At 59.3% G+C, this 26,375-nt stretch carries 31 protein-coding genes, 1 pseudogene and 1 riboswitch; of the genes and pseudogenes, 1 reads left to right on the top strand and 31 read right to left on the bottom strand.

All coding sequences use genetic code 11. The annotated features are described in order from the left end of the window. Nucleotides 1–15 precede the first annotated feature (15 nt). The 3 genes from GH656_RS02790 to GH656_RS02780 form a co-directional block, all read right to left on the bottom strand. Nucleotides 16–1,395 carry a cytochrome b gene (locus GH656_RS02790; RefSeq protein ID WP_153074481.1) on the bottom strand — a complete coding sequence of 460 codons (1,380 nt, stop codon included), beginning with the start codon at nucleotides 1,393–1,395 and terminating at the stop codon, nucleotides 16–18. Next, a complete protein-coding gene (gene petA, locus GH656_RS02785) occupies nucleotides 1,396–2,016 on the bottom strand; it encodes a ubiquinol-cytochrome c reductase iron-sulfur subunit (RefSeq protein ID WP_153074480.1) in 621 nt (206 codons plus the stop codon). A gap of 200 nt (nucleotides 2,017–2,216) precedes the next feature. Beyond that, on the bottom strand, nucleotides 2,217–2,963 hold the full coding sequence (locus GH656_RS02780) for a Nif3-like dinuclear metal center hexameric protein (protein WP_153074479.1): 747 nt from the start codon (nucleotides 2,961–2,963) through the stop codon (nucleotides 2,217–2,219). 19 nt (nucleotides 2,964–2,982) lie between these two features. Here GH656_RS02780 and GH656_RS02775 point away from each other — a divergent pair, with 19 nt between their 5' ends. Then, a complete protein-coding gene (locus tag GH656_RS02775; protein ID WP_153074478.1) occupies nucleotides 2,983–4,197 on the top strand; it encodes a Do family serine endopeptidase in 1,215 nt (404 codons plus the stop codon). A 154-nt stretch (nucleotides 4,198–4,351) separates the two neighbouring features. Here the strand turns inward: GH656_RS02775 and tatC are convergent, their stop codons facing one another. The 28 genes and pseudogenes from tatC to GH656_RS02630 all read right to left on the bottom strand — a co-directional run bounded on the left by tatC (nucleotide 4,352) and on the right by GH656_RS02630 (nucleotide 25,697). Beyond that, nucleotides 4,352–5,149, bottom strand: coding sequence for a twin-arginine translocase subunit TatC (tatC, locus tag GH656_RS02770; RefSeq protein ID WP_153074477.1), 798 nt, complete (start codon nucleotides 5,147–5,149; stop codon nucleotides 4,352–4,354). Nucleotides 5,150–5,183: 34 nt separating this feature from the next. Then, a complete protein-coding gene (tatB, locus tag GH656_RS02765) occupies nucleotides 5,184–5,714 on the bottom strand; it encodes a Sec-independent protein translocase protein TatB (RefSeq protein ID WP_153074476.1) in 531 nt (176 codons plus the stop codon). A gap of 36 nt (nucleotides 5,715–5,750) precedes the next feature. After that, entirely contained in the window at nucleotides 5,751–5,987 is a 237-nt protein-coding gene (gene tatA, locus GH656_RS02760) for a Sec-independent protein translocase subunit TatA (protein WP_153074475.1), read from the bottom strand. Between the two features lie 139 nt (nucleotides 5,988–6,126). After that, the gene (locus GH656_RS02755; protein WP_153074474.1) at nucleotides 6,127–6,492 is read right to left on the bottom strand and encodes a histidine triad nucleotide-binding protein; all 366 of its coding nucleotides are present in this window, start codon (nucleotides 6,490–6,492) and stop codon (nucleotides 6,127–6,129) included. A 43-nt stretch (nucleotides 6,493–6,535) separates the two neighbouring features. Further along, nucleotides 6,536–6,937 carry a DUF4870 family protein gene (locus GH656_RS02750; protein ID WP_153074473.1) on the bottom strand — a complete coding sequence of 134 codons (402 nt, stop codon included), beginning with the start codon at nucleotides 6,935–6,937 and terminating at the stop codon, nucleotides 6,536–6,538. A gap of 46 nt (nucleotides 6,938–6,983) precedes the next feature. Then, the gene (locus GH656_RS02745; protein ID WP_153074472.1) at nucleotides 6,984–7,349 is read right to left on the bottom strand and encodes a phosphoribosyl-ATP diphosphatase; all 366 of its coding nucleotides are present in this window, start codon (nucleotides 7,347–7,349) and stop codon (nucleotides 6,984–6,986) included. After that, entirely contained in the window at nucleotides 7,346–7,723 is a 378-nt protein-coding gene (gene hisI, locus GH656_RS02740) for a phosphoribosyl-AMP cyclohydrolase (RefSeq protein ID WP_153076528.1), read from the bottom strand. The genes GH656_RS02745 and hisI overlap by 4 nt, the downstream gene beginning before the upstream one ends. A 33-nt stretch (nucleotides 7,724–7,756) precedes the next feature. Then, nucleotides 7,757–8,530, bottom strand: coding sequence for an imidazole glycerol phosphate synthase subunit HisF (gene hisF, locus GH656_RS02735; protein ID WP_153074471.1), 774 nt, complete (start codon nucleotides 8,528–8,530; stop codon nucleotides 7,757–7,759). A gap of 111 nt (nucleotides 8,531–8,641) precedes the next feature. After that, nucleotides 8,642–9,394: a 1-(5-phosphoribosyl)-5-[(5-phosphoribosylamino)methylideneamino]imidazole-4-carboxamide isomerase gene (gene hisA, locus GH656_RS02730; protein ID WP_153074470.1), complete on the bottom strand. Its 753-nt coding sequence runs from the start codon at nucleotides 9,392–9,394 to the stop codon at nucleotides 8,642–8,644. Nucleotides 9,395–9,582: 188 nt separating this feature from the next. Beyond that, nucleotides 9,583–10,224: an imidazole glycerol phosphate synthase subunit HisH gene (gene hisH / locus GH656_RS02725; protein WP_153074469.1), complete on the bottom strand. Its 642-nt coding sequence runs from the start codon at nucleotides 10,222–10,224 to the stop codon at nucleotides 9,583–9,585. Nucleotides 10,225–10,316: 92 nt separating this feature from the next. Continuing rightward, complete coding sequence (hisB, locus tag GH656_RS02720) at nucleotides 10,317–10,904, bottom strand: imidazoleglycerol-phosphate dehydratase HisB (protein ID WP_153074468.1); 588 nt, start codon at nucleotides 10,902–10,904, stop codon at nucleotides 10,317–10,319. 104 nt (nucleotides 10,905–11,008) lie between these two features. Beyond that, on the bottom strand, nucleotides 11,009–12,079 hold the full coding sequence (gene hisC, locus GH656_RS02715; protein ID WP_153074467.1) for a histidinol-phosphate transaminase: 1,071 nt from the start codon (nucleotides 12,077–12,079) through the stop codon (nucleotides 11,009–11,011). Between the two features lie 126 nt (nucleotides 12,080–12,205). Further along, on the bottom strand, nucleotides 12,206–13,528 hold the full coding sequence (gene hisD / locus GH656_RS02710) for a histidinol dehydrogenase (protein WP_153076527.1): 1,323 nt from the start codon (nucleotides 13,526–13,528) through the stop codon (nucleotides 12,206–12,208). A 54-nt stretch (nucleotides 13,529–13,582) separates the two neighbouring features. Beyond that, on the bottom strand, nucleotides 13,583–14,266 hold the full coding sequence (hisG, locus tag GH656_RS02705; RefSeq protein ID WP_153074466.1) for an ATP phosphoribosyltransferase: 684 nt from the start codon (nucleotides 14,264–14,266) through the stop codon (nucleotides 13,583–13,585). Then, nucleotides 14,263–15,528, bottom strand: a complete 1,266-nt coding sequence (murA, locus tag GH656_RS02700) for a UDP-N-acetylglucosamine 1-carboxyvinyltransferase (RefSeq protein WP_153074465.1) — start codon at nucleotides 15,526–15,528, stop codon at nucleotides 14,263–14,265. Before murA ends, hisG begins: the two co-directional genes overlap by 4 nt. A gap of 121 nt (nucleotides 15,529–15,649) precedes the next feature. Then, complete coding sequence (locus tag GH656_RS02695) at nucleotides 15,650–15,889, bottom strand: BolA family protein (RefSeq protein ID WP_153074464.1); 240 nt, start codon at nucleotides 15,887–15,889, stop codon at nucleotides 15,650–15,652. A 13-nt stretch (nucleotides 15,890–15,902) separates the two neighbouring features. Beyond that, nucleotides 15,903–16,658, bottom strand: coding sequence for an ABC transporter permease (locus tag GH656_RS02690; protein ID WP_153074463.1), 756 nt, complete (start codon nucleotides 16,656–16,658; stop codon nucleotides 15,903–15,905). Continuing rightward, nucleotides 16,655–17,581, bottom strand: coding sequence for an ABC transporter ATP-binding protein (locus tag GH656_RS02685; protein WP_153074462.1), 927 nt, complete (start codon nucleotides 17,579–17,581; stop codon nucleotides 16,655–16,657). The genes GH656_RS02690 and GH656_RS02685 overlap by 4 nt, the downstream gene beginning before the upstream one ends. 204 nt (nucleotides 17,582–17,785) lie before the next feature. After that, nucleotides 17,786–18,064 (bottom strand): STAS domain-containing protein, encoded by a 279-nt coding sequence (locus GH656_RS02680; protein WP_153074461.1) that lies wholly within the window; start codon nucleotides 18,062–18,064, stop codon nucleotides 17,786–17,788. Beyond that, nucleotides 18,061–18,690 (bottom strand): MlaC/ttg2D family ABC transporter substrate-binding protein, encoded by a 630-nt coding sequence (locus GH656_RS02675; RefSeq protein WP_153074460.1) that lies wholly within the window; start codon nucleotides 18,688–18,690, stop codon nucleotides 18,061–18,063. The genes GH656_RS02680 and GH656_RS02675 overlap by 4 nt, the downstream gene beginning before the upstream one ends. Before the next feature lie 112 nt (nucleotides 18,691–18,802). Then, a pseudogene (locus tag GH656_RS02670) lies at nucleotides 18,803–19,719 on the bottom strand (MlaA family lipoprotein). A gap of 12 nt (nucleotides 19,720–19,731) precedes the next feature. Continuing rightward, nucleotides 19,732–20,265: an outer membrane lipid asymmetry maintenance protein MlaD gene (mlaD, locus tag GH656_RS02665; protein ID WP_153076526.1), complete on the bottom strand. Its 534-nt coding sequence runs from the start codon at nucleotides 20,263–20,265 to the stop codon at nucleotides 19,732–19,734. 67 nt (nucleotides 20,266–20,332) lie between these two features. Beyond that, a complete protein-coding gene (gene mlaE / locus GH656_RS02660) occupies nucleotides 20,333–21,100 on the bottom strand; it encodes a lipid asymmetry maintenance ABC transporter permease subunit MlaE (protein WP_153074459.1) in 768 nt (255 codons plus the stop codon). Further along, nucleotides 21,097–21,918 (bottom strand): ABC transporter ATP-binding protein, encoded by an 822-nt coding sequence (locus GH656_RS02655; protein WP_153074458.1) that lies wholly within the window; start codon nucleotides 21,916–21,918, stop codon nucleotides 21,097–21,099. The genes mlaE and GH656_RS02655 overlap by 4 nt, the downstream gene beginning before the upstream one ends. A gap of 99 nt (nucleotides 21,919–22,017) precedes the next feature. Beyond that, on the bottom strand, nucleotides 22,018–23,370 hold the full coding sequence (thiE, locus tag GH656_RS02650; protein ID WP_425495871.1) for a thiamine phosphate synthase: 1,353 nt from the start codon (nucleotides 23,368–23,370) through the stop codon (nucleotides 22,018–22,020). An 8-nt stretch (nucleotides 23,371–23,378) separates the two neighbouring features. Further along, the gene (locus tag GH656_RS02640; protein ID WP_153074457.1) at nucleotides 23,379–24,236 is read right to left on the bottom strand and encodes a thiazole synthase; all 858 of its coding nucleotides are present in this window, start codon (nucleotides 24,234–24,236) and stop codon (nucleotides 23,379–23,381) included. 91 nt (nucleotides 24,237–24,327) lie between these two features. Beyond that, the gene (gene thiS / locus GH656_RS02635) at nucleotides 24,328–24,525 is read right to left on the bottom strand and encodes a sulfur carrier protein ThiS (protein WP_153076524.1); all 198 of its coding nucleotides are present in this window, start codon (nucleotides 24,523–24,525) and stop codon (nucleotides 24,328–24,330) included. 20 nt (nucleotides 24,526–24,545) lie between these two features. Continuing rightward, nucleotides 24,546–25,697, bottom strand: coding sequence for an FAD-dependent oxidoreductase (locus GH656_RS02630; RefSeq protein WP_153074456.1), 1,152 nt, complete (start codon nucleotides 25,695–25,697; stop codon nucleotides 24,546–24,548). A 205-nt stretch (nucleotides 25,698–25,902) separates the two neighbouring features. Further along, nucleotides 25,903–26,014, bottom strand: a riboswitch (TPP riboswitch). Nucleotides 26,015–26,375 lie beyond the last annotated feature (361 nt).

The following is a 26,375-nucleotide window of genomic DNA, read 5'->3' as shown; positions in this document are numbered from 1 at the left end:
TCTCCTGGCGCTCGATTAGTGCGGCTTGAACCGGACCCGTTCGGGCGGCTGCTTGAACTTGCCAAGCGGCGTCCAGAAAGGCATACCGAGGAAAAACACGAAATAAATCAACGTGCAGCCTTGTGCAATGTACGTTCCAGCAGTTGATGGCGGCTTCGTGCCGAGAAACGCGAGCGTCAGGAACGCCAGCACGAAAACGCCATAAAACACCTTGTGAAACAGCGGCCGGTAGCGGATTGACTTCACCGGCGAGCGGTCCAGCCACGGCAGGAAGAACAACGAGACAATCGCGCCGCCCATCACCACCACGCCCCAGAACTTCGACTCGGTGAAATACATCGCCAGCACCACCAGCACGGCAAGAAGCGGCAACCCTGCGCGCCATTTTCCGCGCGCTCGCAGCAACGCCAGCACACCGAGCAGGACAATCACGCTCATTAGCACAATCTTGAACGGATCGGTGGTGGCACGCAGCATCGCGTAAAACGCTGTGAAATACCACACGGGCGCAATTTCCGGCGGCGTTTGCAACGAATTGGCCGGAATAAAATTATTCGCTTCCAGAAAGTAGCCGCCCATTTCAGGTGCGAAGAAAACAATCGCGGCGAAGATCATCAGGAAGACGCACACGCCCATGAAGTCATGCACGGAGTAATACGGATGAAACGGAATGCCATCGAGTGGCACGCCGTTCGCATCTTTCTTCTCCTTGATCTCGATGCCATCCGGGTTGTTTGAACCCACTTCGTGCAGCGCCACCAGGTGCGCTACCACCAGCCCAATTAACACCAGCGGAATCGCAATCACGTGAAACGCAAAAAACCGGTTCAACGTGACGTCAGAGACCACGTAGTCACCGCGAATCCACAGCGAAAGATCTGGACCAATAAACGGAATCGCGGAGAACAGGTTGACGATCACCTGCGCCCCCCAAAACGACATCTGCCCCCATGGCAGCAAATAGCCAAAAAACGCTTCGGCCATCAGGCACAAGAAAATCGCACAGCCGAAAATCCAGACGAGCTCACGGGGTTTGCGATACGAGCCATACAGCAGCCCGCGAAACATATGCAAATAAACGACGACAAAAAACATTGATGCGCCGGTTGAATGCATATAGCGAATCAGCCAGCCCCATGGCACCTCGCGCATGATGTATTCGACCGAAGCGAACGCGAGTGCCGCATCGGGCTTGTAATTCATCACAAGGAAAATGCCGGTGACGATCTGGAGCACCAGCACCAGCAACGCCAGCGAGCCAAAGAAGTACCAGAAGTTGAAGTTTTTCGGTGCGTAGTACTCAGAGACGTGTTTCTTCCACGTCGAGGTCAGCGGAAAGCGGCGGTCGATCCAGCCAACCAGCCCGGTCGTCTCCACATCATGTTCGGTCGCCATTTACGCGTCTCCTTTCTCGTCCCGGCCAATCACGAGCTGGGTCGCTGACGTGAACATATAGGGCGGGATATCGAGATTCTGTGGCGCGGGCTTGTTCTTGAACACGCGACCGGCCAGATCGTAGGTCGAACCATGGCACGGGCAGAGAAAACCGCCTGGCCAGTCGTCAGGAAGACCGCTTTGGGAGCCCTCCTGAAACTTCGGAGTTGGTGTGCAGCCAAGATGGGTGCACACCGCGACGGCGACGAAGATATTTTTGTGATCTGGCCGTGAACGGAATTCGTTTTTGCAGTATTCCGGCTCAGGCATCGAAAACGAATGCAGCGAATGCGGATCGGCTAATTCTGGATCGGCTTTTGTCACATCAGCCAGCATCCGTTCTGTGCGGTTGACAATCCACACTGGCTTGCCGCGCCATGCAACGGTCATCATGTCGCCGGGTTTCAATTCGCTGATATCGACTTCAACTGGGGCACCCGCTGCCTTGGCCTTTTCAGAGGGTGCAAACGAGCTCACAAACGGTACGACAGTGGCTACGCCTCCAATACCACCTGCTACGGACGTCGCAATCAGCCAGGTACGGCGGCTGCCGTCGACGCGTTTATCTTCTTTGTCTCGCATCACACGCCCCAATTCTGAGTTGGATTTTCCGTCAGTCGGTTCTACCGCCGCTAGTGTGCGCGAATGGAGTCAGCATTTACAAGACCCGATTGTTAAAAACCAGCCGAAGCCGAGACTTGATCCGGGTATTCCCCCACTATCTAGCATGTTTTCCCGATTTTTAAGCATCTGCCGAGTTGTGCGCGGCTACCCGGCACCACTTAAACGGGATTGGGTATGTCGATAAACAGGTGCTCAAGGCCAAAGGTTGCTGATAAATGCTCGCCTAGCGCCTTGATGCCGTAACGCTCGGTCGCGTGGTGCCCCGCCGCAAGAAATGCCACGCCACTTTCCATGGCTGCATGCGTATTAGGTTCGGAGACTTCGCCCGTCAGATAGACATCGGCACCAGCGGCAATGGCAGCATCGAAATAGCCTTGCGCGCCGCCCGTGCACCAGGCAACGCGACGCAACTCGCGGACACCATCGCCCAGCACCAGCGGCGTTCGTCCCAAGGCCTGCCCGACTTGCGCGGCGAAGTGTTCAAGCGTGACCGGCATAGGCAGGGTGGCTAGCCAGCCCAAGTCGTTTTCACCGAAGCGGGCATCTCCGATCCACCCCATACGTGCGCCGAGCTGGGCGTTATTACCCAGCTCGGGATGGTCATCCAGCGGCAAATGAAACGCGAAGAGGTTGAGATCATTGGCCAGCAACAACTTCAGGCGACGATATTTGCGCCCAGTAATCGGTGCGGCTTCGTTGCGCCAGAAATAACCGTGGTGAACCAGCACTGCATCAGCGCCCCACGCCAACGCCTCCTCCAGAAAGGCCAGCGAGGCACTGACCCCAGTCGCTATCTTCTGTATCCGGTGACGTCCCTCCACTTGCAAGCCATTTGGGCAATAGTCCTTGAACCGAACCGTTGCCAGCAGATTGTTCAAGTACAATTCGAGTTCGATCCGATCCATATAAATCCCTATTCATCAAATGCTTAGACGCTTCTGGCTGTTCTTTGCCCAAGCGGTGACTGTGCTGTTGGCGCTAATGTTCATTATTGCGACACTCAAACCGCAATGGCTTCAGCGTCAGGGGCAGTTTGGCAAGCAACTTGCCGAACCTATCGTCGCGCTTCGGGAAGTGGCACCTCGCATTGGGGGAGGCCCGCCACAAAATTCGTATGCGGATGCCGCCCAAAAAGCCATGCCGGCGGTGGTCAATGTGTTTTCCAGCAAGGATGGCTCGCTGCCGCCAGACCCTCGCACCAACGACCCGCTATTCCGCTATTTTTTCGGTGACAAAAATACTGGCCGGCGGCAGGACCAGCCAGCGGCCAATCTGGGATCGGGTGTGATTGTTAGCTCGGAAGGCTACATTCTAACGAACCAGCATGTCGTCGATGGCGCAGACCAGATAGAAATCGCCCTCGCGGACGGCCGCACAAGCAATGCAAAAGTGATCGGCGTCGACCCCGAAACTGACCTTGCGGTACTGAAAGTCAACATGACGGACCTGCCCACCATCACGCTTGGGCGCATGGAGCAGACCCGGGTTGGCGATGTCGTGCTAGCAATTGGCAATCCTTTTGGCGTAGGCCAGACGGTCACCATGGGCATCGTCAGCGCACTCGGCCGCAATCACCTTGGCATCAATACCTTCGAAAACTTCATTCAGACCGATGCCGCGATCAATCCAGGCAACTCTGGCGGCGCACTGGTTGACGTCGAAGGCAACCTGATTGGCATTAACACGGCGATCTATTCGCGCTCAGGCGGCTCACTGGGCATTGGCTTTGCAATCCCGGTATCAACCGCGCGCAGCGTGCTGGAAAGCATCATTACCACTGGCTCAGTGACGCGCGGCTGGATTGGCGTCGAGCCGCAAGACGTCACCCCGGAAATTGCAGAGTCATTCGGGCTAACGCAAAAAACTGGAGCGATCGTCGCGGGCGTGCTCAAGGGTGGTCCAGCCGACCGTGCAGGCATCAAGCCGGGCGATATTCTGGTTGGCGTGAACGGCCAGGAAATCACCGATACCACCCGGCTCCTGAACCTGATTGCACAAATCAAGCCCGGAACCGGCGCGCAAATTCACGTGGTGCGCAAAAACAGGCAACTGGACCTGACCGTGATAATCGGCAAACGCCCGCCACCGCCCAAGCGTCCAGATAGCGATGACGGCAACCTCGACGAGGATAACAACTGAGCCAACCGCTCCGCTGTACAGAAACCATGTCAAACACCGGGCGCAGTCACGGTGGTCACGCAAAAAGATAAAGGGCAACTCGATTGAGTTGCCCTTTATCTTTTTTACCTTTTAGCTTTTTACGCTTACTCGCCAGCAGGCTGCATCCAGAGAATTAACCTGCGGCACCACTGCCTTTCTTGTCTTCCGGCTCCACCTCAGGTTCCTGCTGCTTGCCGACAATCAGACGCGCCGCAATGATCCCGGCTTCATACAAAATAATTAGTGGAATAGCCAGAATCAGCTGTGAAAACACATCCGGTGGCGTTACCACCGCAGCAATCACGAATGCGCCAACGATCACATACGGTCGAATTTCTTTGAGCTTTTTCACGGTAAGCAGCCCCGTGCGCACAAGCAGCACCACAATAATCGGCACCTCAAACGTCACCCCAAATGCGAGGAACATCGTCATGACAAAGCTGAGGTAATTGTCGATATCGGTGGTCATCTCCGCACCCAGCGGAGCGTTGTAGTGCGCCATCACCCGAAATATCGTGGGAAACACAATGAAATAGGCGAAGGCCATGCCGCACAGAAACAGCGCATAGCTGCTGCCAACCAGCGGCCCGACCAGCCGCTTCTCATGTTGATAAAGCCCCGGCGCGATAAACGCCCAAACTTGATAAAGCACGATGGGCAGCGCAATAACGAAGGCGACGAGCATGGTCACTTTCATCGGCACGAAAAAAGAGCCGGTGACATCGGTGACGATCATCTTGCCGTCCTTCGGCAGGTTCAGCATCAGCGGCCGTGTCAGCAAGCGGAAGATATCCGGAGCCCAATAAACCAGGCTGATAAAAACCACAATCACGGACAGTCCTGCCCGGATAATCCGGTCGCGCAGTTCGACGAGATGGGAAATGAAGGTTTCTTCAGTACCTTCCGACTGGGATGGCTTGGGGTCGCTCACGCCGGCCCTCGGTTAAAGATTAGCGGGCTGAGCATCAGAAAAAACGGGCTGGGCGGCGCATGGTGGCAGGGGTATGGCGTGCGACACGCGCCGCGCCTGACTGCACCCGTGTGCGGTGCGCCGTGGTGCGCTTGTACCAGGACGGCATCGCTGCTTGCTTGACGCGCCAGTTTTTGCGTTTCACCTTGGCCGCACCGTCACGCCACAGCTCACGGTCCGATGCGGACAGCTCACCGGTCAGGCTATCTGCGGCTGGATCGCCAATCCCCGGCGAGCCGGCCGCAGAATTCCACGCGTCGTTCAACTCGGCTTCGTGCTTGCGCAAATTATCGTGAATGCTGTTCTGAACGTTGCTCGCAGCCGACTCAAACTCCGTCTTCATGCGGCGCAGCTCATCTATTTCGACCTCACGCGCGACTTCCGCCTTGACGTCATTGATATAACGTTGCGCCCGGCCAAAAAGCGCACCAGCCGTTCGTGCCACTCGAGGCAAACGCTCTGGCCCGAGAACGACCAGCGCGACGACGCCAATCAGCGCCATTTTGGTTAAGCCAAGGTCCAGCATGAAATGAATTTTCCGTCAGTGCGCGGCAAAAGCCGCTTAGCGTGAGTCACCTGAACGCGGCGCTTTTTCTTTCGCGTCCACGTCAACCGTGCCGGTTTGTGACAGCTCACGCTGTTGTGCATCAGCGGGCGTGTCGGCTTCTTTCATCCCTTCCTTGAAACCCTTCACGGCCCCTCCGAGATCGCTGCCAATATTGCGCAGCTTTTTCGTGCCGAACACCAGCGCCACGATCAGCAAAACAATCAGCCAGTGCCAGATACTCAATGAACCCATGGAAATTCTCCTTAGCCCCAACGCGGGGATGAATGAATGGCGGGAACAATCGTTTGCCTCGCCATTGATCTGAAGCGAATACGCCTCTCTATCTCTAAAAACATGTGCGTTTGCGACGCTCGTAAAAGCGCCGCGCCGGCTAACCCATTCGCAGCCATGGACGCGGTCCCGCAAGAATATGCGCGTGCAGGTGATACACCTCTTGCCCGCCGCCAGGCCCGGTATTGATAACGGTGCGAAACCCGGTATCAGGCCCCGTGTACGCGACACCGAGCTTCTCGGCCAGACGTCCAACGAGGAGCAGCATTCTACCCAGCAGAGGAGCGTCATTTTCAGCGCAACTGGACAGCGTTTCGATGTGCTTGCGGGGAATCACCAGCACATGGGTTTGCGCTGCCGGATGAATGTCGAGGAATGCGACAAACTCATCATCTTCATGAATTTTTGTGGCAGGAATATTACCCGCCGCAATTTTGCAGAAAAGACAATTGGAATCGTGACTCATGATGATCCTGATAGACGTGGCGGCTGGGTAATGTGTAACCGCATTAAAACCACGCGCGTGGCGCAAGTATTGGCTTGTTGTCGAACAGATACAGCCAGCCTTTGATAACACGGTAGAGCATCCAGACCCCCACCACACCCCAAATCAACAGCCCAACGCCTACGATTACCAGCACGCCGCCGATCAACCCTCCGATCAGGCAGCGCCAGAACGTGCGGATCTGCCATTCAAAATGCGCTTCATAGGGCGTGCCGACCACATCCGCTCGCTTCACATAATTGACAATGATCGCCACCAGCACGGTCAGGCCACCGGTAATAAAAAACAGCGCATAAAGGCCGTACAGCACATGCGTAACCGTGCGCAAACGGTTCAAACGCTCAGCCTCATTCATCTGCGGCGGATAAGCCGGTGGCGGGAAACTATGCGGCGACTGATCGTCCATGGAACAAACTCCTGCAAAAAAACGAATTATGTGATTCGACCAAGGCTTAATCGCCGTTTTGCTCGCGTTCGCGGCTTTTCCGTAGCGCCTTTTCTTCAATGCCTGACAAACCTTCACGGCGCTCAAGTTCGGTCAGTACATCAGCGGGGCTCAAATCAAAATGGGACAGCATCACCAGGCAGTGAAACCATAAATCAGCCACCTCACCAACCAGCGCGGCTGGGGTGCCGTCCTGCCGCAAATCCTTTGCCGCCAGAACAACCTCGGTCGCTTCTTCGCCAATTTTTTTCAGCACCGCATCGTCGCCCTTATGAAACAGGCGTGAAACATATGAGCGATCGGGATCGCCACCCTTGCGGCTGTCAATCACGGCGGCGAGCCGCAATAACGTGTCTTGCGAAAATGAGGTCATTTATAAATTGATTCGGGATCTTTTAGTACTGGCTCGACCGTGACCCAGGCACCGTCGTCTGCCGTACCTTCAAATTTCTGGAAAAAGCATGAGTGCCGCCCGGTATGGCAAGCAATGCCTGAGACTTGCTCAACCTTCAGCAACACCACGTCTTCATCGCAATCCAGACGAATGTCGCGGACATGTTGCACGTGGCCTGATTCTTCGCCCTTGAACCACAAACGCTTGCGCGAACGGGAAAAATATACCGCGCGGCCTGTCTGGACCGTTTGCGTCAGCGCTTCGCGGTTCATCCACGCAAACATCAGGACATCGTTCGTCGTGGCCTCCTGAGCAATGACCGGCACGAGACCGTTCACGTCCCAACGCACCATGTCCAGCCACGCAACGCCTGCATCATTTGTCACTTATAGCCTCACTGAAATGCCCTGGTCAGCCATGAAGCGCTTTGCTTCGCCCACCGTGTGTTCACCGTAATGAAAAATGCTGGCAGCCAGCACCGCGTCGGCGCGGCCTTGTGTAATGCCATCCGCCAGATCCTGTAACCCGCCGACCCCACCCGAGGCAATCACCGGGACCGGCACCGCATCCGATACCGCTCGCGTGAGCGCCAGATCAAAACCGCTTTTAGTGCCGTCACGGTCCATGCTGGTGAGCAGGATTTCGCCCGCGCCAAACCCGGCCATCTGGCGCGCCCATTCGACCACATCCAACCCGGTCGCCTTGCGCCCGCCATGCGTGAAAACCTCCCAGCGCGGGGCTTCACCCGGCGCGGAAACCCGCTTTGCGTCGATGGCAACCACGATGCACTGCGAGCCATACTTGCCAGCGGCATCGCGCACAAGCTGCGGATTAGCCACGGCGGATGAATTCATACCCACTTTGTCAGCGCCCGCATTCAGCAAACGCCGGACGTCTTCGACAGCACGCACGCCGCCGCCAACCGTCAATGGAATAAAGACTTGCGACGCCACCGCTTCGATGATCGGCAAGATCAGATCACGCTGGTCGCTGGTCGCGGTGATATCCAGAAAGGTGATTTCGTCGGCACCCTGGGCGTCATAACGGCGGGCGATTTCAACCGGATCGCCCGCATCGCGCAGTTCGACAAAATTAACGCCTTTGACCACACGGCCAGCCGTGACGTCAAGACAGGGGATGATGCGTTTGGGAAGAGCCATGATCGTGCCAGTGCGTGCCAATGCCGCTTGATGAACCTGCTCGCAAGCGTTGCCATGCCGGCGGACAGTGCCGCCGGTCAATGCGGATAACGTGACCGGCGTGGGATTTGCTTATGCGTCTCCGGCGTCACGCAGGCGGTCTGCGTGTGCTTGGGCGGCAGCGAAATCAAGATCGCCGGAATAAATAGCCCGGCCGCAAATCACGCCATCAATGCCTTCGTCTTCGACTTCGCACAGCGCGTCGATATCGCCAAAATTCGACAGGCCGCCGCTAGCGATAACCGGTATTTTCACTGCGCGTGCCAGCCGGACCGTGGCTTCGACGTTGATGCCCTGCAGCATCCCATCGCGGCCAATATCGGTGTAAATGATCGACTCGCAGCCGTAGTCTTCGAATTTGCGGCCGAGATCGGCGACTTCGTGGCCGGTCAACTTGCTCCAGCCATCGGTCGCCACCTTGCCGTCTTTCGCATCCAGACCAACGATGATGTGGCCACCGAACGCCGTGCAGGCATCCTGCAGGAAACCTGGATTTTTGACCGCTGCCGTACCGATGATCACGTATGACAAACCGTCATCCAGGTAACGCTCGACCGTATTCAGGTCACGGATGCCGCCGCCTAGCTGCACTGGAATTTCGCCGCCCACCTCTTTGATGATGGCGCGAATGGCATCTCCATTTTTAGGCTTGCCGGCGAACGCACCGTTCAGATCGACAAGATGCAAGCGCCGCGCGCCCTGCTCGACCCAATGTCGGGCCATCGCAGCGGGCTCTTCGGAGAAAATCGTCGCCTGGTCCATATCACCCTGTTTCAGGCGAACACACTGACCGTCTTTCAGGTCGATGGCGGGAATCAGCAGCATAGCAATCGGTGTTATCTGGGAGAGGATTGAAGGCAGCGTGGCCAGCGGGCTAATCAGCCAGCGGCCACGCCGTTTCGCTAGTCTAGTACAACTCTTTCTAAAACCTTGCACAGCAAATCAGGGAGCGGATGCTGATTCGGCACCTAGTGGCCCAATCAGTTTGCTGCACTGCCCTGGATACAACCGGGTTACGGGTTCCAGTGCACAAAATTCCGGTAAAGCCGCAACCCCGCTTCAGCACTCTTTTCCGGGTGAAACTGGGTGGCGAAGATGTTATCCCGCGCTACCGCCGAGGTAAAGGGCGCGCCGTACACGGTTTCGCCAGCGGTATCCGCTGCTTGATCCGGCACGACATAGTAGCTATGGACAAAATAAAAGAAGCCGTTATCCGGTACGCCATCCCACAGCGGATGAGGCTGAAGCTGGCGCACCCGGTTCCAGCCCATCTGCGGCACCTTGAAACGCGAGCCATCGTCCTGCACCTGGCCATCCAGCGCGAAGCGCATCACCTTGCCGGGCAACAAGCCCAGCCCACGCGTGTCGCCTTCGGCGCTCCAGTCGAACAGCATTTGTTCGCCAACGCATACGCCCATCAACGGCTTGCTGCGCGCAGCTTCGAGCACGGCATCCTGCAAGCCGGACGCGCCAAGGCAGCGCATGCAGTCAGGCATCGCACCCTGACCTGGCAACACAATGCGGCCGGCAGCGCGAATCGCTTCCGGCTGATCGACGATCGCCACCTCGGCATGCGGTGCGGCTTGTCTCAGCGCCTGCGCCACCGAGCGCAGGTTCCCCATTCCGTAATCAACAATTGCTATCGAAGTTTTCATTTCAGCTCAGGTGAGCACAGCGCTAAACCATCCACGATGAACCCCTCCTTCCGCCCCAGCGCTGGCCACGCGGCGGACCATCGGACATCCGTCTAGAGGCTGCCCTTGGTAGAGGGAATTTGTCCTGCAGCACGCTCGTCCAGCTCGACAGCCATCCGTAGAGCACGGCCAAACGCCTTGAACACGGTTTCCATCTGATGGTGGGCATTCAGGCCACGCAGATTGTCGATGTGCAGCGTGATGCCCGCGTGATTCACAAAACCGCGGAAAAACTCGATGGAGAGATCGACATCGAACGTGCCGATGCGCGCCCGCGTGAAGGGCACGTGAAATTCGAGGCCAGGGCGGCCGGAGAAATCAATCACCACGCGCGACAGCGCTTCGTCCAGCGGTACATAAGCGTGGCCATAACGGCGAATGCCTTTACGCTCGCCGATCGCTTTCGCCACCGCTTGGCCGAGCGTGATGCCAACGTCTTCAACCGTGTGGTGATCGTCGATGTGCAAGTCGCCATGCGCTTCGATATCCAGATCAATCAGCCCGTGGCGAGCTATCTGGTCAAGCATGTGATCGAGAAACGGCACACCTGTTGCCAGCTTTTGCTGGCCCGTGCCGTCCAGGTCGATCTTCACACGGATCTGCGTTTCGCTAGTATGGCGAACGACTTCCGCAACGCGCATGGCAATTCCTCGAATGAACTTTGAAAAGGGTCAGTGAATGAAGGTGGGGTAGCACCCTGGTGGCCGCCTGCCGCGCAGGCGCGAGCCCAATATGGCGCACCGCTTTAAGGCGAAGCTGGCGCTAGTGCGGCGAGCAATTGCTCGTTTTCAGCAGGAGAGCCCACGGTCAAACGCACGCAATTGGCCAGCAGCGGGTGCATTTTACTCACGTTTTTAATCAGGACTCTTGCTGCCAGCAGCTTTTCGAAGGTGGCGGCAGCGTCCGCCACCCGTACCAGAAAGAAGTTTCCCGCACTCGGAAACACTTCCATTCCAGGTAGTTGCGCCACTGCCTGTGCAAGCTGCGTGCGCGCCGCACGCAACTCAGCGGCCTGGGCTTCCAGCACATCAAGGTGGTCGAGCATAAAGCTAGTCGCCGCCTGAGTCAGGACGTTCACGTTGTAGGGTGGGCGCACCTTGTCGATCTCGTTCAGCCAGGCCGGGCGGCCTGCCAGGTAGCCAAGCCGAATCCCCGCCAGACCCAGCTTCGATACGGTGCGCATCACCAGCACGTTGTCGAACTCAGCGGCCCGTGGCAGCCAGCTGCGCTGGGCGAACGGCTGATAAGCCTCGTCAAGAACCACGACGCCATGACGCGTCGCGGCGATGATGCGCTCGATATCGGCATCGGCATATAACGTGCCGGTTGGATTGTTCGGGTAAGCGAGATACACGATAGCCGGTTGATGCAGAGCAATCGCAGCCAGCATCGCGTCGAGATCCAGCGTGAAATCCGTCTTGAGCGGCACACCGACGAATTCGAGCTGCGCCAGCTTTGCCGACAACTCGTACATCACGAACCCCGGCACCGGCGCGAGCACCTTCGCACCGGGCCGCGCGCAGGCAACCGAGAGCATGCTGATGAGCTCGTCCGAGCCATTGCCCAGCAAAACCTCACATCCAGCCGGCACCTGCATTTTCTGCTTGATCTTGCCCAGCAGCGCCTCAGGGCGGGGCGCGGGATAGCGGTTCAGCGCAACCTCGGCGAGACGCTGGCCCAGTTGCACAGCGAGCGGCGGTGGCAATGAAAACGGGTTTTCCATCGCGTCGAGCTTCACGAAGCCAGTAGCGTCGGGCACCGGATAGCTCGTCATGGCGAGCACATCGGGGCGGATGATGTCTTGCGGTGTTGTCATCGTCAGGCGGGCGGCAAGCCCGTATGTTGCGTTAGTTCAAAGCAGGCAAGCCGCGCTGGCCTAACCGGTTAACCCCGGTCCGGAGAACCTCGGGGCTCGCTCCAGATGCTGGTTAAGCAAACGGCATTAGCCGTTTTGCTTCATCCGGTACTCGGCGCTGCGGGCATGTGCTTGCAGCCCTTCGCCATAGGCCAGTTCGGCGGCAATTTCACCGAGTGTCTGCGCGCCTTCCGCGCTGACTTCGATCACGCTGGAGCGTTTGAAAAAGTCATACACGCCCAGCGGCGATGAAAAGCGTGCCGTGCGCGATGTGGGCAAAACGTGATTGGGCCCAGCGCAATAATCGCCAAGGCTTTCGCTCGTGTAGCGGCCCAGAAAAATCGCTCCTGCGTGACGGATCAGCTTGCCCCATTGCTGGGGCTCCAGCGCGGAAATCTCGAGGTGCTCTGGCGCAATATCGTTGGCGATCGCACAAGCCTCAGCCATATCGCGCACCTTGATTAGCGCGCCCCGCCCTTCCAGCGATGCGCGAATGGTTGCGTGGCGCGTCATGGTGGGCAGCAGTTCGTCAATGGCTTCGTGCACGCGGGCAATAAATGCCGCGTCAGGGCACAGCAAAATGGATTGCGCGAGCTCGTCGTGCTCAGCTTGCGAGAAAAGGTCCATCGCCACCCAGCGCGGATCGGTCGTGCCATCACACAGCACGAGAATCTCGGATGGCCCGGCAATCATGTCGATGCCCACCGTGCCAAATACCCGGCGTTTGGCTGACGCGACATACGCGTTACCTGGCCCGCAGATTTTGTCGACGGCTGGCACGGTTTGTGTGCCATACGCGAGCGCGGCCACGGCCTGAGCACCGCCAATCGTGAATACGCGATCCACTCCGCCTAGCAGCGCAGCGGCCAGCACCAGCGGATTTTTCACGCCATCGGGGGTCGGCACCACCATGACGATCTCGCGCACACCTGCCACCCGGGCCGGAATGGCATTCATCAGCACCGACGACGGATACGCTGCCTTGCCTCCCGGCACGTAAATACCCGCGCGATCAAGCGGCGTCACCTTTTGCCCAAGCACCGTTCCATCTGCTTCGGTGTATTGCCAACTGTGGCTGCCGCATTCGATCTTCTGCTTCTCGTGGTAGCCGCGCACACGTGCGGCAGCGGCTTCCAGCGCCGCGCGCCGCTTGGGTTCGAGCCCCTCCAGCGCGGCTTCCAGTTCGGCCATTGGCACTTCGAGTGCTGCGACGCTAGGTGCTTCGAGCCGGTCAAAACGATTCGTGTAATCCAGCACAGCAGCATCGCCGCGCGCCTTCACGTCGGCCAGAATATGTGCCACCGATTGTTCGATAGCTTCGTCTTCGCTCGCCTCGAACGCGAGCACCGCGTGCAGTTCGGCACGAAAATCCGGGCTGCTGGAATCGAGTTTGCGAATTCTGGTAGGCATAGACATGCTGTTATCCATTTCGGTAAGGCGCGCTGACTGCAACTGCAAAAATCATCAGGCTGCCGTGCCACCGTGCTGCGACACGCGTTCGAACGCATCAAGGAAAGGCCGCAGCGCGGCGCGTTTGAGTTTGAGCGCGGCCTGGTTGACCACGAGGCGAGACGAGATCGACATGATTTCTTCGACTTCGACCAGGTTATTGGCGCGCAAGGTGCCGCCAGAGCTGACCAGATCGACAATCGCATCAGCCAGCCCAACCAGCGGTGCCAGTTCCATCGAACCATAGAGCTTGATGAGATCGACGTGGACACCCTTCGCAGCGAAATGCTCGCGGGCCGTTTCGACGTATTTGGTCGCCACGCGCAGCCGCGCGCCCTGGCGCACGGCATTGGCGTAATCAAAACCCGCCTTCACGGCCACCGACATCCGGCAGCGCGCGATATCGAGATCAACCGGCTGATACAGACCGCTGCCGCCATGCTCAAGCAGCACATCCTTGCCCGCCACGCCAAAATCGGCTGCGCCGTATTCGACATAAGTAGGGACATCAGTCGCGCGGACAATGATGACCCGCACGTTTGGATCGGTAGTCGGCAAGATCAGCTTGCGCGAGCTTTCTGGATCTTCGGTGACCTGCACACCAGCGGCGGCAAGCAACGGCAGCGTCTCTTCGAAAATACGGCCTTTTGACAACGCCAGCGTCAATGGCGCGCTGCGTTGTGCTGAAACGGATGTCATGCCTCGCTCCCGGACGGGATACGGCGCACTTTCGCGCCGACTGCCGTGAGCTTGGCCTCCATCTGGTCGTAGCCGCGGTCGAGGTGATAAATACGGTCGATCAAGGTTTCGCCCTGGGCGCACAGCCCGGCAATCACGAGGCTCGCAGAGGCGCGCAAATCGGTCGCCATCACCATCGCACCGGATAGTTTTTCGACCCCGGTAACCAGTGCCGTGTTGCCATCCGTCGTGATGTTGGCACCGAGCCGGTTCAGTTCCTGCACGTGCATAAAGCGGTTTTCAAAGATGGTTTCGACCACCTGCGAGGTACCGTCCGCAATGGTGTTGAGCGCCATGAACTGGGCTTGCATGTCTGTCGGAAACGCCGGGTACTCAGAGGTGCGGAAAGTCACCGCCTTCGGCCGCTGATTCATGCGCACCCGCATCCAGTCGTCGCCCTCTTCGATCGTGACGCCCGCTTCACGCAGCTTGTCCGTCACGGCCTGGAATATCTGTGGCCGCACATGACGCAGCGTCACATCCCCCCCTGCCGCAGCCACCGCGCACAAGAAGGTGCCCGCTTCGATCCGGTCGGGAATCACGCTATGACGAGCGCCATGCAGTTTCTCAACGCCCTGGATGACCAGCCGGCCCGTGCCAATGCCGTCGATCTTCGCGCCCATCGCCAGCAGCAGTTGTGCCAGATCGCCAACTTCGGGCTCGCGCGCGGCGTTTTCGATCACGGTTTCGCCATCGGCCAGCACGGCTGCCATCAGCAGATTCTCGGTGCCGGTCACGGTAATCATGTCGGTGACGATGTGCGCGCCCTTCAGGCGCTTCGCACGGGCTTCGATAAAACCGTGCTCGATGCTGATCTCAGCCCCCATCGCCTGCAGGCCCTTGATGTGTTGATCGACTGGCCGCGCACCAATCGCGCAGCCACCCGGCAGCGATACCCGGGCCTCACCAAAGCGCGCCACCAGCGGGCCCAGCACCAGGATTGAAGCGCGCATGGTCTTGACCAGCTCATACGGTGCGACGGGATTGTTGACCTGCGAGGCATCGAGCATTACCCGGCCTGCGCCCGCCTCGCTACGCACGCCCATCTGGGCGAGCAATTGGAGCGTGGTCCGCACGTCCTGGAGGTCAGGGACGTTTTCAAGGTGGACGGGATCGGCGCTGAGCAAGCCTGCGCACAAAATGGGCAGAGCTGCATTTTTTGCCCCTGAAACGACGATCTCGCCCGCGAGCCGCTGCCCGCCGTCAATCACGAGTTTGTCCATGCCTGTCGGTTCCTGATTTGCGCGGCCGCTGGCCGCTACTGTGCTGTTTGCGTGAACGATGCCGTTACGGACATCGCAGATATCTTGTCGTGAACTGGGCGGTTTGCACGCTAACGCTGGATTACGCGTTCTGCCATTCGGCAGGCGTCAGCGTTTTCATGCTGAGTGCATGGATTTCTTCGCGCATGCGGTCGCCCAGCACCGCATACACCAGTTGATGACGCTGGATCAGGCGTTTGCCCTCAAACCCCGGCGAAACAATCGTGGCAAAAAAATGCTGGCCATCACCTTCAACTTCGAGATGCTGGCAGGCAAGCCCAGCGGCAATGTAATTTTTGATCTGCTCGGGAGTCGGCAGCATGAAACGCTCCTTGTTACTGGCGCAGTTTGTAACCGGAGGCGAGCAGACGCATCGCCAGTACGGCCAGCACCACGAAAAAACCGCCGACAATGGCCAGGCTCAGAAGCGGATTGATATCCGACATCCCGAAGAAACCGTAGCGAAAGCCGTCGATCATGTAGAAAAAGGGATTGAGCTGCGACACTTCGCGCCAGCCGGATGGCAGCGAGTCCGTCGAGTAAAACACCCCGGAGAGAAACGTCAGCGGCATGATGAGGAAATTCTGAAATGCCGCCAGTTGATCGAATTTTTCAGCCCAGATGCCAGCAATCAAGCCAAGCGTGCCGAGGATGGCAGAACCCAGCACCGCGAACGCAATGATGTAAAACGGCGCGACAAAGCTAAGCGGAATAAACCAGACCGTGAAAATAAACACGCCAAAACCGACCACCAGCCCGCGCACAACCGAAGCCAGCACATACGCACTGAACATTTCCCATTGCGATAGCGGCGGCAGCAGGACAAACACCAGGTTGCCCGTGATCTTCGACTGAATCAGCGAAGACGAGCTATTGGAGAACGCGTTTTGCAACACGCTCATCATCACAAGGCCCGGCACGAGGAAGCTGGTGTACAGCACCCCGGGGTAGACCTGGACGTGATCGCGCAACGCATGGCCGAAGATCATCAGATACAGCAGCGAGGTAATCACGGGTGCTAGAACGGTCTGAAACGCTACCTTCCAGAACCGCAGAATTTCTTTGTAAAACAGTGTGCGAAAACCACTCATGCGAGCCCCTCGGTCACTTCCGGACCATTCATCACTTGCAGGAACACGTCTTCGAGATCGGCCTTGCGAATCTCGATTTCTTCGAAAGTGCCACCCGCCATGCGGCATTGGGAAAGAATTCGCTCGACTTCGTCGTAGCTCGCCAGGCGCAGCAGATGTTGCCCATCCTGTAACGAGCCCGGGTCAATTTCAAGCTGGCGCAGCTCAACCGGCAGTGTCCCTTGCGCGAAACGGATAAAAAGCTGCATGCCCGCAAAACGCTGCAACAGCGCACTAGTGCGATCAAGCGCCACCACTTCGCCACGGCGCAGCATCGCAATGCGGTCACAGAGCGCCTGCGCTTCTTCGAGGTAGTGAGTGGTCAGCACGATCGTGTGGCCTTCGCGGTTCAGGCGCGAAATGAACTTCCAGAGCGTCTGGCGCAACTCGACGTCGACGCCTGCCGTGGGCTCATCAAGCACAATCACTGGCGGCCGGTGCACCAGCGCCTGCGCGACCAGCACCCGGCGTTTCATGCCACCAGACAGCGCCCGCATATTGACGTCGGCTTTTTCAGTCAGATCCAGATTGGCCATCACCTCATCAATCCACGCATCGTTGTGATGCAGGCCGTAATAGCCAGATTGAATCCGCAAGCTTTCGCGGACGGTGAAAAAAGGATCGAAGACTAGTTCTTGTGGCACCACCCCAAGCTTGCGGCGCGCTTCGCGGAAGTTGCTGACCACGTCGTGGCCATGCACCAGCACGCTGCCTTCGGTGGCACGGGCCAGGCCCGCCAAAATGCTAATGAGGGTTGTTTTACCTGCGCCATTTGGGCCTAGCAGCCCAAAAAATTCACCTTCTTCGACCGCAAAGCTGACGCCCTTGAGCGCCTGCAAATTGCGATAGCGCTTTTTGAGGTTACGGATTTCTATCGCTGGCATTGGCTGTGTGCCGCTTTGGAAAGCGGCACCTTGAGAGGGACAAAAATGCGGATAAGGAAACGCAACAACGACCGGCTGACGGACTGACGGGCAAAGCCCGCACGTACAACCTGAGCGAGGCCCGCGTCGCAAAAAGCGTTTGATTATAGGGCAAAAGACCTAAACACCGCCTTGCCCGGCGCGAATCAAACTGCTGCGCACGCGTCAATGCGGCGCTTGCTGCACCGGTAAAAACTCCGCGACGCCGTAGACCTCAGCAAGACTCGTCAGCCCGACGGGCAAATTGACGATATCGAGTGGCCTGTGCCGCGCCTGCGCCGCCCGCTGCCAGGCTAGCAGCACCGCCAGCGCAGACGAATCAAATTGTGTGAGCTGCGCGCAATCGACACCGCTTGCGCCCGCAGCAATCTGCTGCAAACCCATTGCCAGCGCTGCTTTAGCGCTGGCATGCGTCAACGTGGCACCGCTCGAAAAACGGCTCATGAGCGCTTGCCTGCAGCAAGCTGCTGATTGCGCTGGGTCAGGAACTGGATCAAGCCATTCACGCCATGCTGCTGGATTTGCTCGTTGAACTGCTGCTGATACGCCTGGATCAGCCATGCGCCCAGAACATTGATGTCATACACGCGCCAGCCCTGGGCGGTCTTGTACAGGCGATAGTCCAGCTGGATCGGAGAGCCATTGTTCATCACGGTTGAGCGCACGACTACATCGGTATCGGATGGATCAGCACGGAACGGCCGGTACTGGATCTGCTGGTCACGAACTTGCGCCAGCGCGCCTGAATAGGTGCGGATCAGCAGCATCTTGAATTGCTCAACCACTTGTTGCTGCTGCTCGGGCGTGGCAGCGCGCCAGTTACGGCCCATGGCCAACTGTGTCGTGCGGCGGAAGTCGGTGTAGGGGAGGATTTTTTCGTTGACGAGTTTCGTGATCTCAGCGATGTCGCCCTGCTGAATTGATTTGTCTGCACGCACAGCGTCAATGACTTGTTGCGTGACGGTCTTGACCAATACGTCCGGTGCGAGAGTGCTAGAACCTTGTGCCAGCGCGCTGCCTGCCAGCGTTAGCAGAGCAGTAAATAACGGGATAAGGAAAAACTTTTTCATTTCAGATCCTGCAAAAAATAAATGTTGCGGTAAGCGCTCACCCGTGCAGGACAAGTTCATCCGCACTGGCCGTCAAACCGCAACAAGGGTTTTTAGATGTAACCGCAACGCCTCAACGCAACTTGAACGAAGGATAGCCAAAGTGCGCCGGGGGATCAACTGGCCGGCTGGCACAGTCGTCGGCTCTGGTGCGCGCGTGCCCGCTGGGGCCATTCCCCCGCTTGCAGCAGAGTCAGGAGCAGCCACGGCTGCTGCGCCTGACGCGGATGCAGGTGCGGCGGCCGCGTCATCCACGTCTTCGTACTTGGGCAAGGCTCCCTGGTCGCCATAATCCGGCAATGCCGCCGCCGTGCCATCGGACAGCAAATACTTGCGGCGCTGCAAATACGCATTGCGGACAAACGAATATTTATCGAGCGCTGCGCCCTCAAGCACGTCGCTCGCACTCAGCAAGTTGGCGCGCACGTTGACGATATTCAGGCCGTACAGCCCCCAGCTCACGCTGTCCGGGTTCACGTAGGAAAGCGGGTTGATGTAGTAATTGCCCAGCGTGCCCACTGTGTCACGCACCGTGCTCGGGCCCATCAGCGGTAACACCAGATAGGGGCCTGACGGCACGCCGTAGTGGCCTAGCGTCAAGCCAAAATCGTTCTCGTGCTTAGGCAGCTTGGCCAGCGTGGCGACGTCGAACAGCCCGCCCACGCCAAACACCGTATTAATGACGATGCGCATTACGTCTTCAAGACCGTCAGCGATCTTCAGTTGCAACAGGTTGTTCGCCGCGATGTACACGTCACCGATATTCGAGAAAAAATTGGTCACGCTGTCGCGTACCGGCTGCGGTGTTGCCCAGACGTAGCCCTTGGCAACAGGCTTCAGCGCGTACTGATCGATCTTGTCGTTCACCGTGAACATGGTGCGGTTGAAGCCTTCGATCGGATCGCCTTTGGTCGGCGTCGGTACAGTTGAGCAACCGGCTAGCGCAAGCGCCAGCGCTAACCCGGCAACACGGATGCATTTGCCCTGCATAACTTGTTCTCCTTATTCGCCAGCCGCAGCAGAAGCTGGCTGTAGCCCGTCGGGTGCGGGTGCAGCACCGGCTTTTGCAGCGCCCGAATCCGCCGCCTTGCTATACAGAAATTGTCCGATCAGATTCTCAAGCACGATGGCCGACTGCGTCATGGTGATCGTATCGCCCGCCTTCAGCATTTCGCTGTCTCCGCCTGGCTCCAGCCCGATGTATTGCTCACCCAGCAACCCTGAGGTAAGGATCTTCGCCGAGCTGTCTTTCGGAAACGGATAACGGCTGTCCAGATCCAGCGTGACGCGCGCCTGATAGGTGTGGCTATCGAAGCCGATTGAGCCGACCCGGCCCACTACTACGCCCGCGCTCTTCACCGCTGCGCGCGGTTTCAAGCCGCCGATATTGTCAAACTTCAGGGTCACCGGGTAGGTCGCCTGAAACGACAGCGAACTCATATTGCCGGCCTTTAGCGCGAGAAACAGCAGCGCCACAAAACCCAGCACAACAAACAGGCCGACCCAAAAGTCGAGAGCAGTCTTTTTCATCTTCATTCCAGAAAGAACCGGCTGCAGTAGCGGCATCAGCCGGCTTTCGCGCAGCACGATAGTTCGTGCGGTTTTAGCTGAACATCAGTGCGGTCAGCAGAAAATCGAGCCCCAGCACCGCCAGCGACGCGTACACCACCGTTTTGGTCGTGGCACGCGAGACGCCTTCCGGGGTCGGCTTGGCTTCATAGCCTTGATAGAGCGCGATAAAGGTCACGGCGAAGCCAAACACAATGCTCTTGATGACCCCATTGCCCACATCGCGCCACACATCCACGCCGCCTTGCATCTGCGACCAGAAAGCGCCCGCGTCAACACCAATCATCAGCACCCCAACCACGTAACCGCCGATCACACCCACCGCGCTGAAAATTGCCGCCAGCACCGGCATCGAAATAATGCCGGCCCACATGCGCGGCGCAATCACGACCTTGAGAGGATCGACCGCCATCATTTCCATCGCGGTGAGTTGTTCGCCTGCTTTCATCAGGCCGATCTCCGCTGCCAGCGAGGTGCCCGCACGACCGGCAAACAGCAGCGCCGTCACCACGGGCCCCAGCTCGCGCACCAGCGACAACGCGACCAGCAGCCCTAGCGCCTGTTCGGAGCCGTAACGGTTAAGCGTGTAATAGCCTTGCAAACCAAGCACGAAACCAACAAACAGCCCCGACACCGCAATAATCAGCAGCGAATAATTGCCAACAAAATGAATCTGCCGCGTAACCAGCCGGGGGCGGCGCAGCAGCGGGAAAAATTCGAATACGAGGCGCAGAAAAAAGCGCGTCGCATAGCCTGCGCGCGCCAGCCCGCCAATGACCGCCCGTCCAGTTGCACGAATCATGCCGCCCCTCCGCCGAGGCCAAAATCAGCCGCCAGCGAGGTGCTGCCCGGATAGTGGAATTTGAATGGCCCATCGGGCGCGCCGTCGATGAACTGGCGCACGGTGGGATCGGTTGAGGCTTGCAACTGGGCGGGGGTGCCTTCCGCGTGCACGCCGCCATTGGCCAGAAAGTAAACGTAATCAGCAATGGCAAACGATTCAGGAACATCATGCGTCACCAGAATCGAGGTCGCGCCAAGCGCCTGGTTCAGCGTGCGGATCAGATTCGCGGTAATGCCCAGCGAAATCGGGTCGAGCCCCGCAAACGGCTCGTCGTACATCATGAGCTCCGGATCGAGCGCAATCGCCCGCGCCAGCGCCACGCGCCGCGCCATCCCCCCGGAAATCTCAGACGGGAAAAGATCGCGCGCACCGCGCAAGCCAACCGCGTTGAGCTTCATCAAGACGAGATCGTGAATCAGCGCTTCAGATAGATCGGTGTGTTCGCGCAGCGCGAAGGCGACGTTATCGAACACGGAAACGTCGGTGAACAGCGCGCCAAACTGGAACAGCATGCCCATTCTGCGCCGCAGCGCGTACAGGCCATCACGCGTTTGCGTGCCGACATCCTGCCCCTGGAACAGCACCTCGCCCCGCTGCGCGCGCACCAGGCCGCCAATCAGGCGCAGCACCGTGGTCTTGCCACAGCCAGAGCCACCCATCACCGCGATCACCTGACCCCGGCCAAAGCGCAGGTTTAGATTCGACAGGATCAGGCGCTCGCCATAGCCGAAATCGACATTGCGTAGTTCAAGCAGATTTTGGGAGGGTGGGGACACGAAACGGGTGCTCTTTTATCAAGGACGGCGGCAATTATAGGGCCATCGTGTGAACCATGCCGCGCCATGCACCCTTCATCCGCGAAGGCGCGCAGGTGGTCATCTCGCGCAATGATGCTGCAATGCGGCAATGGCGGCGACCGGGTCGGCGGCGGCCGTGACTGCGCTCACCACCGCTACGCTGCCTATGCCCGTCGCCAGCACACTGGGCAACGTTTCGAGGTCAATGCCGCCAATGGCGACCGTCGGCACCACCCCATCGAGCAAGCGCGCATAACGCGCCAGCCGGGCCAGGCCTTGTGACCCAGTCGGCACAGTTTTGGTCGAGGTGGCAAACACCGCGCCCAGCGCGAGGTAGCTCGGGCGAAAGTGCAGCGCGCGCAAGATTTCGTAATAGCCATGCGACGACAAGCCTAGCCGCATCCCGGCTGCCGCCAGTGCAGGTAAATCCGCTGCGGGCAAATCTTCCTGCCCCAGATGGACGCCATACGCACCAGCATCGAGTGCGGCCTGCCAGTGGTCGTTGATAAAGACTTGCGCGCCATGCCGCTGACCCGCCGCGACGCTCAGCGCGATTTCATGAGTGAGCTCAGCGGTGCATGCCGCCGTGAGCAGGCCCGTTTCGGCCGTCTTGCGCCGCAACTGGACGGTTTTCACGCCGCATGTCAGCGCCCGCTCTACCCACTGCGCGCTCGGCAGCACGGGGTAGAGCCCGAGCCGTGCTGGACAGCGCGCGAAGGCCTGTGCCGGGGCGGCAGGCAAACCGGCCACGCGCGGAAAGCGCGTCAAATCAGCGGGCCATGGATCGTCAGCCGTCAGTTCGTCGCCATCACGCCATGCCAGCGCCAGCACTAGCGCATCGTGTGGCGCGAAGCCGCAATCCAGGAAAGCGGCCAGCGCGGCGATCCAGTCTTCCGGCACCGGCCCTTCCAGCGCGTAACGCTCACCGTTCAGGTGCAAGGTCAGCGTGGTTGCACCGGCTTCAATCACGCCCGCGCCTTGTAATAGCCAACGCCCGGCCTGAGTGTCAGCGTGTGTCTGCTGTGTCTGCTGTGTCTGCTGTGTCTGCTGTGTTTGCTGTGTTTGCTGTGTTTGCTGTGTTTGCTGTGTTTGCTGTGTTTGCTGTGTTTGCTGTGTTTGCTGCGTCTGCTGTGTCTGCTGTGTCTGCTGTGTCTGCTGTGTCTGCTGTGTCTGCTGTGTCTGCTGTGTCTGCTGTGTCTGCTGTGTCTGCTGTGTCTGCTGTGTCTGCTGTGTCTGCTGCGCAGCATCCAGATGCTGCCCGGCGGTGAGTACGATCAGATCGCCTGCCTGCACGTTCTCGGGCGGAGTCAGGCAGATGCGCCAGCCCGCGCGCGCGCCTGACCAATCGCCCAGACGCGCGCGAATCCGTTCCGCCGCTTCGGTAAGTTCATCCGCTGGTGGCCAAAACGGGCTGCGGCTGAGGCCCGGCATCGCGGGCATCAGGCCGCCCCTCCGTCCTGGTGCCAAAACGGCATGCCGACCACCGGCGTGCTGGCGTGCGCGCTTTCACGTTCCGCCATCGGCCCGGCCAGCCATGCCTGCCGCCCTGCTTCAGCGCCCAGCGCAAACGCTCGTGCCATCGCCTCGGGATGCGTCGCTTGCGATACCGCCGTATTCAGCAAAACACCGTCGAAACCCCACTCCATCACCTGCGCCGCATGCGAGGGCACGCCTAATCCGGCATCGACGATTAACGGCACATCCGGCAAGCGCTCGCGCAGCATGCGCAAGCCGTAAGGATTCACCACGCCCTTCCCCGTACCGATCGGGGCCCCCCATGGCATCAGGGCTTCGCAGCCCGCGTCCAGCAACCGGCGGCCAATGACGAGGTCTTCAGTGCAGTACGGCAGCACCTTGAAACCCGCCTTGATCAGCGTCGCCGCCGCCTCAATCAGCCCGACTGGGTCGGGCTGCAGCGTGTAATCGTCGCCAATCAGCTCAAGCTTGATCCAGTCGGTTTCGAAGACTTCGCGTGCCATATATGCGGTATTCAGCGCCTCGCTCACGGTCTGGCAGCCTGCGGTGTTAGGCAGCAAAGGCACGCCGTGGTGTTTGAGCAAATCGAAGAAGCCCGTGGTATGCGCTCCGTCCGCCTGCATCTGACGTCGCAACGCGACGGTGACCATGGCTGGCCGGGCGGCATCAATCGAAGCAGACAGCGCCTGCAGCGACGGGTAGCGCGAGGTGCCAAGCAACACCCTGCTGGCGAAGGTTGCGCCATACAGCGTAAGGGGATCAGCGGGAGTCGAGGGGGCAATCGGGGAAGCGATCGAGGAAGCAGTCGGGGCGGCGGTCATTAGGCAAGTCCTTGGCAGCGGCAGGCAATGTTTCGGGCGCAGCAGGCAAAACACCGCGCGCGCAGTGAGATCAGCGAGATCACAGCGAGGTTCACCCCCCGGCAACGGGATGCACGATATCGAGCTGGTCGCCCGCGTTCAACACCTGTTGCACGTGCTGCGAGCGCGCGACGAAGTCGCCATTGAGCGCAACCGCAAAGGGGGGGCGAGCGCCATAGGCGGCGAGCGCATCGGCCACGGTCGCGCCTTCTGGCAACGACAACGGCTTCTGATTGATATGGATATCCATGGTGTCGGGAAAAAGTTGGGTCAAGAGGAGGTGGCGGGCGTGAGCTGAAACAGCATGTGCCATGGGGTGTCATGACGCCAGTTGGCAAATGCGTCGGCGTCACGAATCTGTCCGTCCAGTAGCGCGCACGCCAGACGCACTGCGGCTTCAGACACCTCCGGCACGATCATGTAGCCATGCCGGTACAGCCCGTTGACGCGTAGCGTCGCCGCGCCGTCCCAGACCAGCGCAGGACGATGGTCCGGCAAGGTCGGGCGGCACTGCGCATTCAGCTCAAGGATGCGGGCCTCGCCAAAACCCGGATGCACGGAAAAAGCCGCACTCAATAACTCCAGCGCAGAGCGCACGCTGACTGGCGACTGATCTTCGCCTTCAATTTCGGTCGCGCCAATCACATACAAATCGTCCTGCTTCGGCGCGATATAGAGCGGATAGCGCGGGTGCAGCAGCCGGACCGGCCGCGTCAAGCCGATACCCGGCGCATGGACTCGCGCGACTTCGCCGCGAATCCCCCGCAGTCCAGGCCAGACTGGCTTGGCTCCTAGCCCCCGGCAGTCGATCGTGAGCCGGGCCGCAGGCAACGCGGTGTCGTCCACCGGGGTATTCCAGTGCAACGCCACACCACGTTCGGCAAGGCCTGCCACCAGTGCCCGTAGCACCTGGCGGTTATCCAGTTGACCCTCGCGCGGCAACAGCCAGCCCTGTGGAAAGCGTCCCGCCAGCGCGGGCTCAGCTTCATCCAGTTGCGCACCGGAAAGCCGCAGCAAGCCATCATCGAGTAACGCCGCTGGTGCATTCGCGCGCAAACGGCGCTCGAACAACGGCGCTTCAGTACGGTCCGCGTGATGCCAAAGCACGAGCGTGCCATTGCGCTGGAAAAAAACCGGCTCGGGTAACGCCGCGAGAATGCGCGGCCAGGCTTCGAGCGAAGCGGCTCCTAGCTGGGTAATCAATAACTCCGCGCTGGCGGCTTCGGCCAGCGGTGCCAGCATGGCTGCCGCGGTCCATGCGGCAGCGGCAGAGCCAGCGGCGTCACCGCGCTCATAGAGCGCCACGCGGTAGCCCAGCCCCGCCAGTTGCCACGCGACCAGACGGCCGCATAATCCGCCGCCCAACACTGCAATATCTGGATCAGACGCGGGATCAGACGCGAAATCAAGCGAAGGAGTCATCGCGGATCGCTCCCGCTATCGCCGCTATCCTGGCAGCGCTGCACGCGGCCAGAACCAGCAAACGGGGAGCAAGCGAAGTTAAACACTGAAGAATGAGCGGTCATTGGTTCCTGTCTGCACGGCGTAAAGCGCGTATCCAAAGACGAAACCAGCGGGCGGAGCCGGTCAGATGGGCATCCAGTGTGGATGCCCATCTGACAAGGAATGGGAGGAGAGGGAAACTTCCTGCGCCGGTATTACCCGGATCGGGTGCAAAGGGTCTTTCTCAGCCTCGCTGCAGCGTATGAACTGCGTGCCAGGCACCCCTGTTTCGTCGTCGGGCATTAGACCACAAAAGGCCCAGCGCCACCAAACCAGCGGCCAGGTCACGGGCGTCTTCGAACCCGCGCGCAAGGCCGCCCAGCGGGCAGCCCGCGATACGACGAGCACGCGCGCGGCACTCTGGCACAATGCCTGGCCCGCTCAAAAAGGGGGATCGAGCGAGGTCTCGCGGCCACCCAGGCAAGCGCCCGCAGCGTCGCGTTAGCGAACCAGCGCCTGACAGCCATCAATCTGGCGGTAGCGGCTTGGTCTGCCCTATTTTGCTAACGCGTGTTTTAAGGCATTCCGGTCGCCCTCGCGCGCCTGTGCAACAGGTTGCACCTCGCCCCGAAGCAACTGGCCAGTTACACGCCATAC

Source organism: Paraburkholderia bonniea, from assembly GCF_009455625.1.
Taxonomy (GTDB): Bacteria; Pseudomonadota; Gammaproteobacteria; order Burkholderiales; family Burkholderiaceae; genus Paraburkholderia; species Paraburkholderia bonniea.
This window is presented reverse-complemented; position numbering and strand designations above follow the sequence as displayed.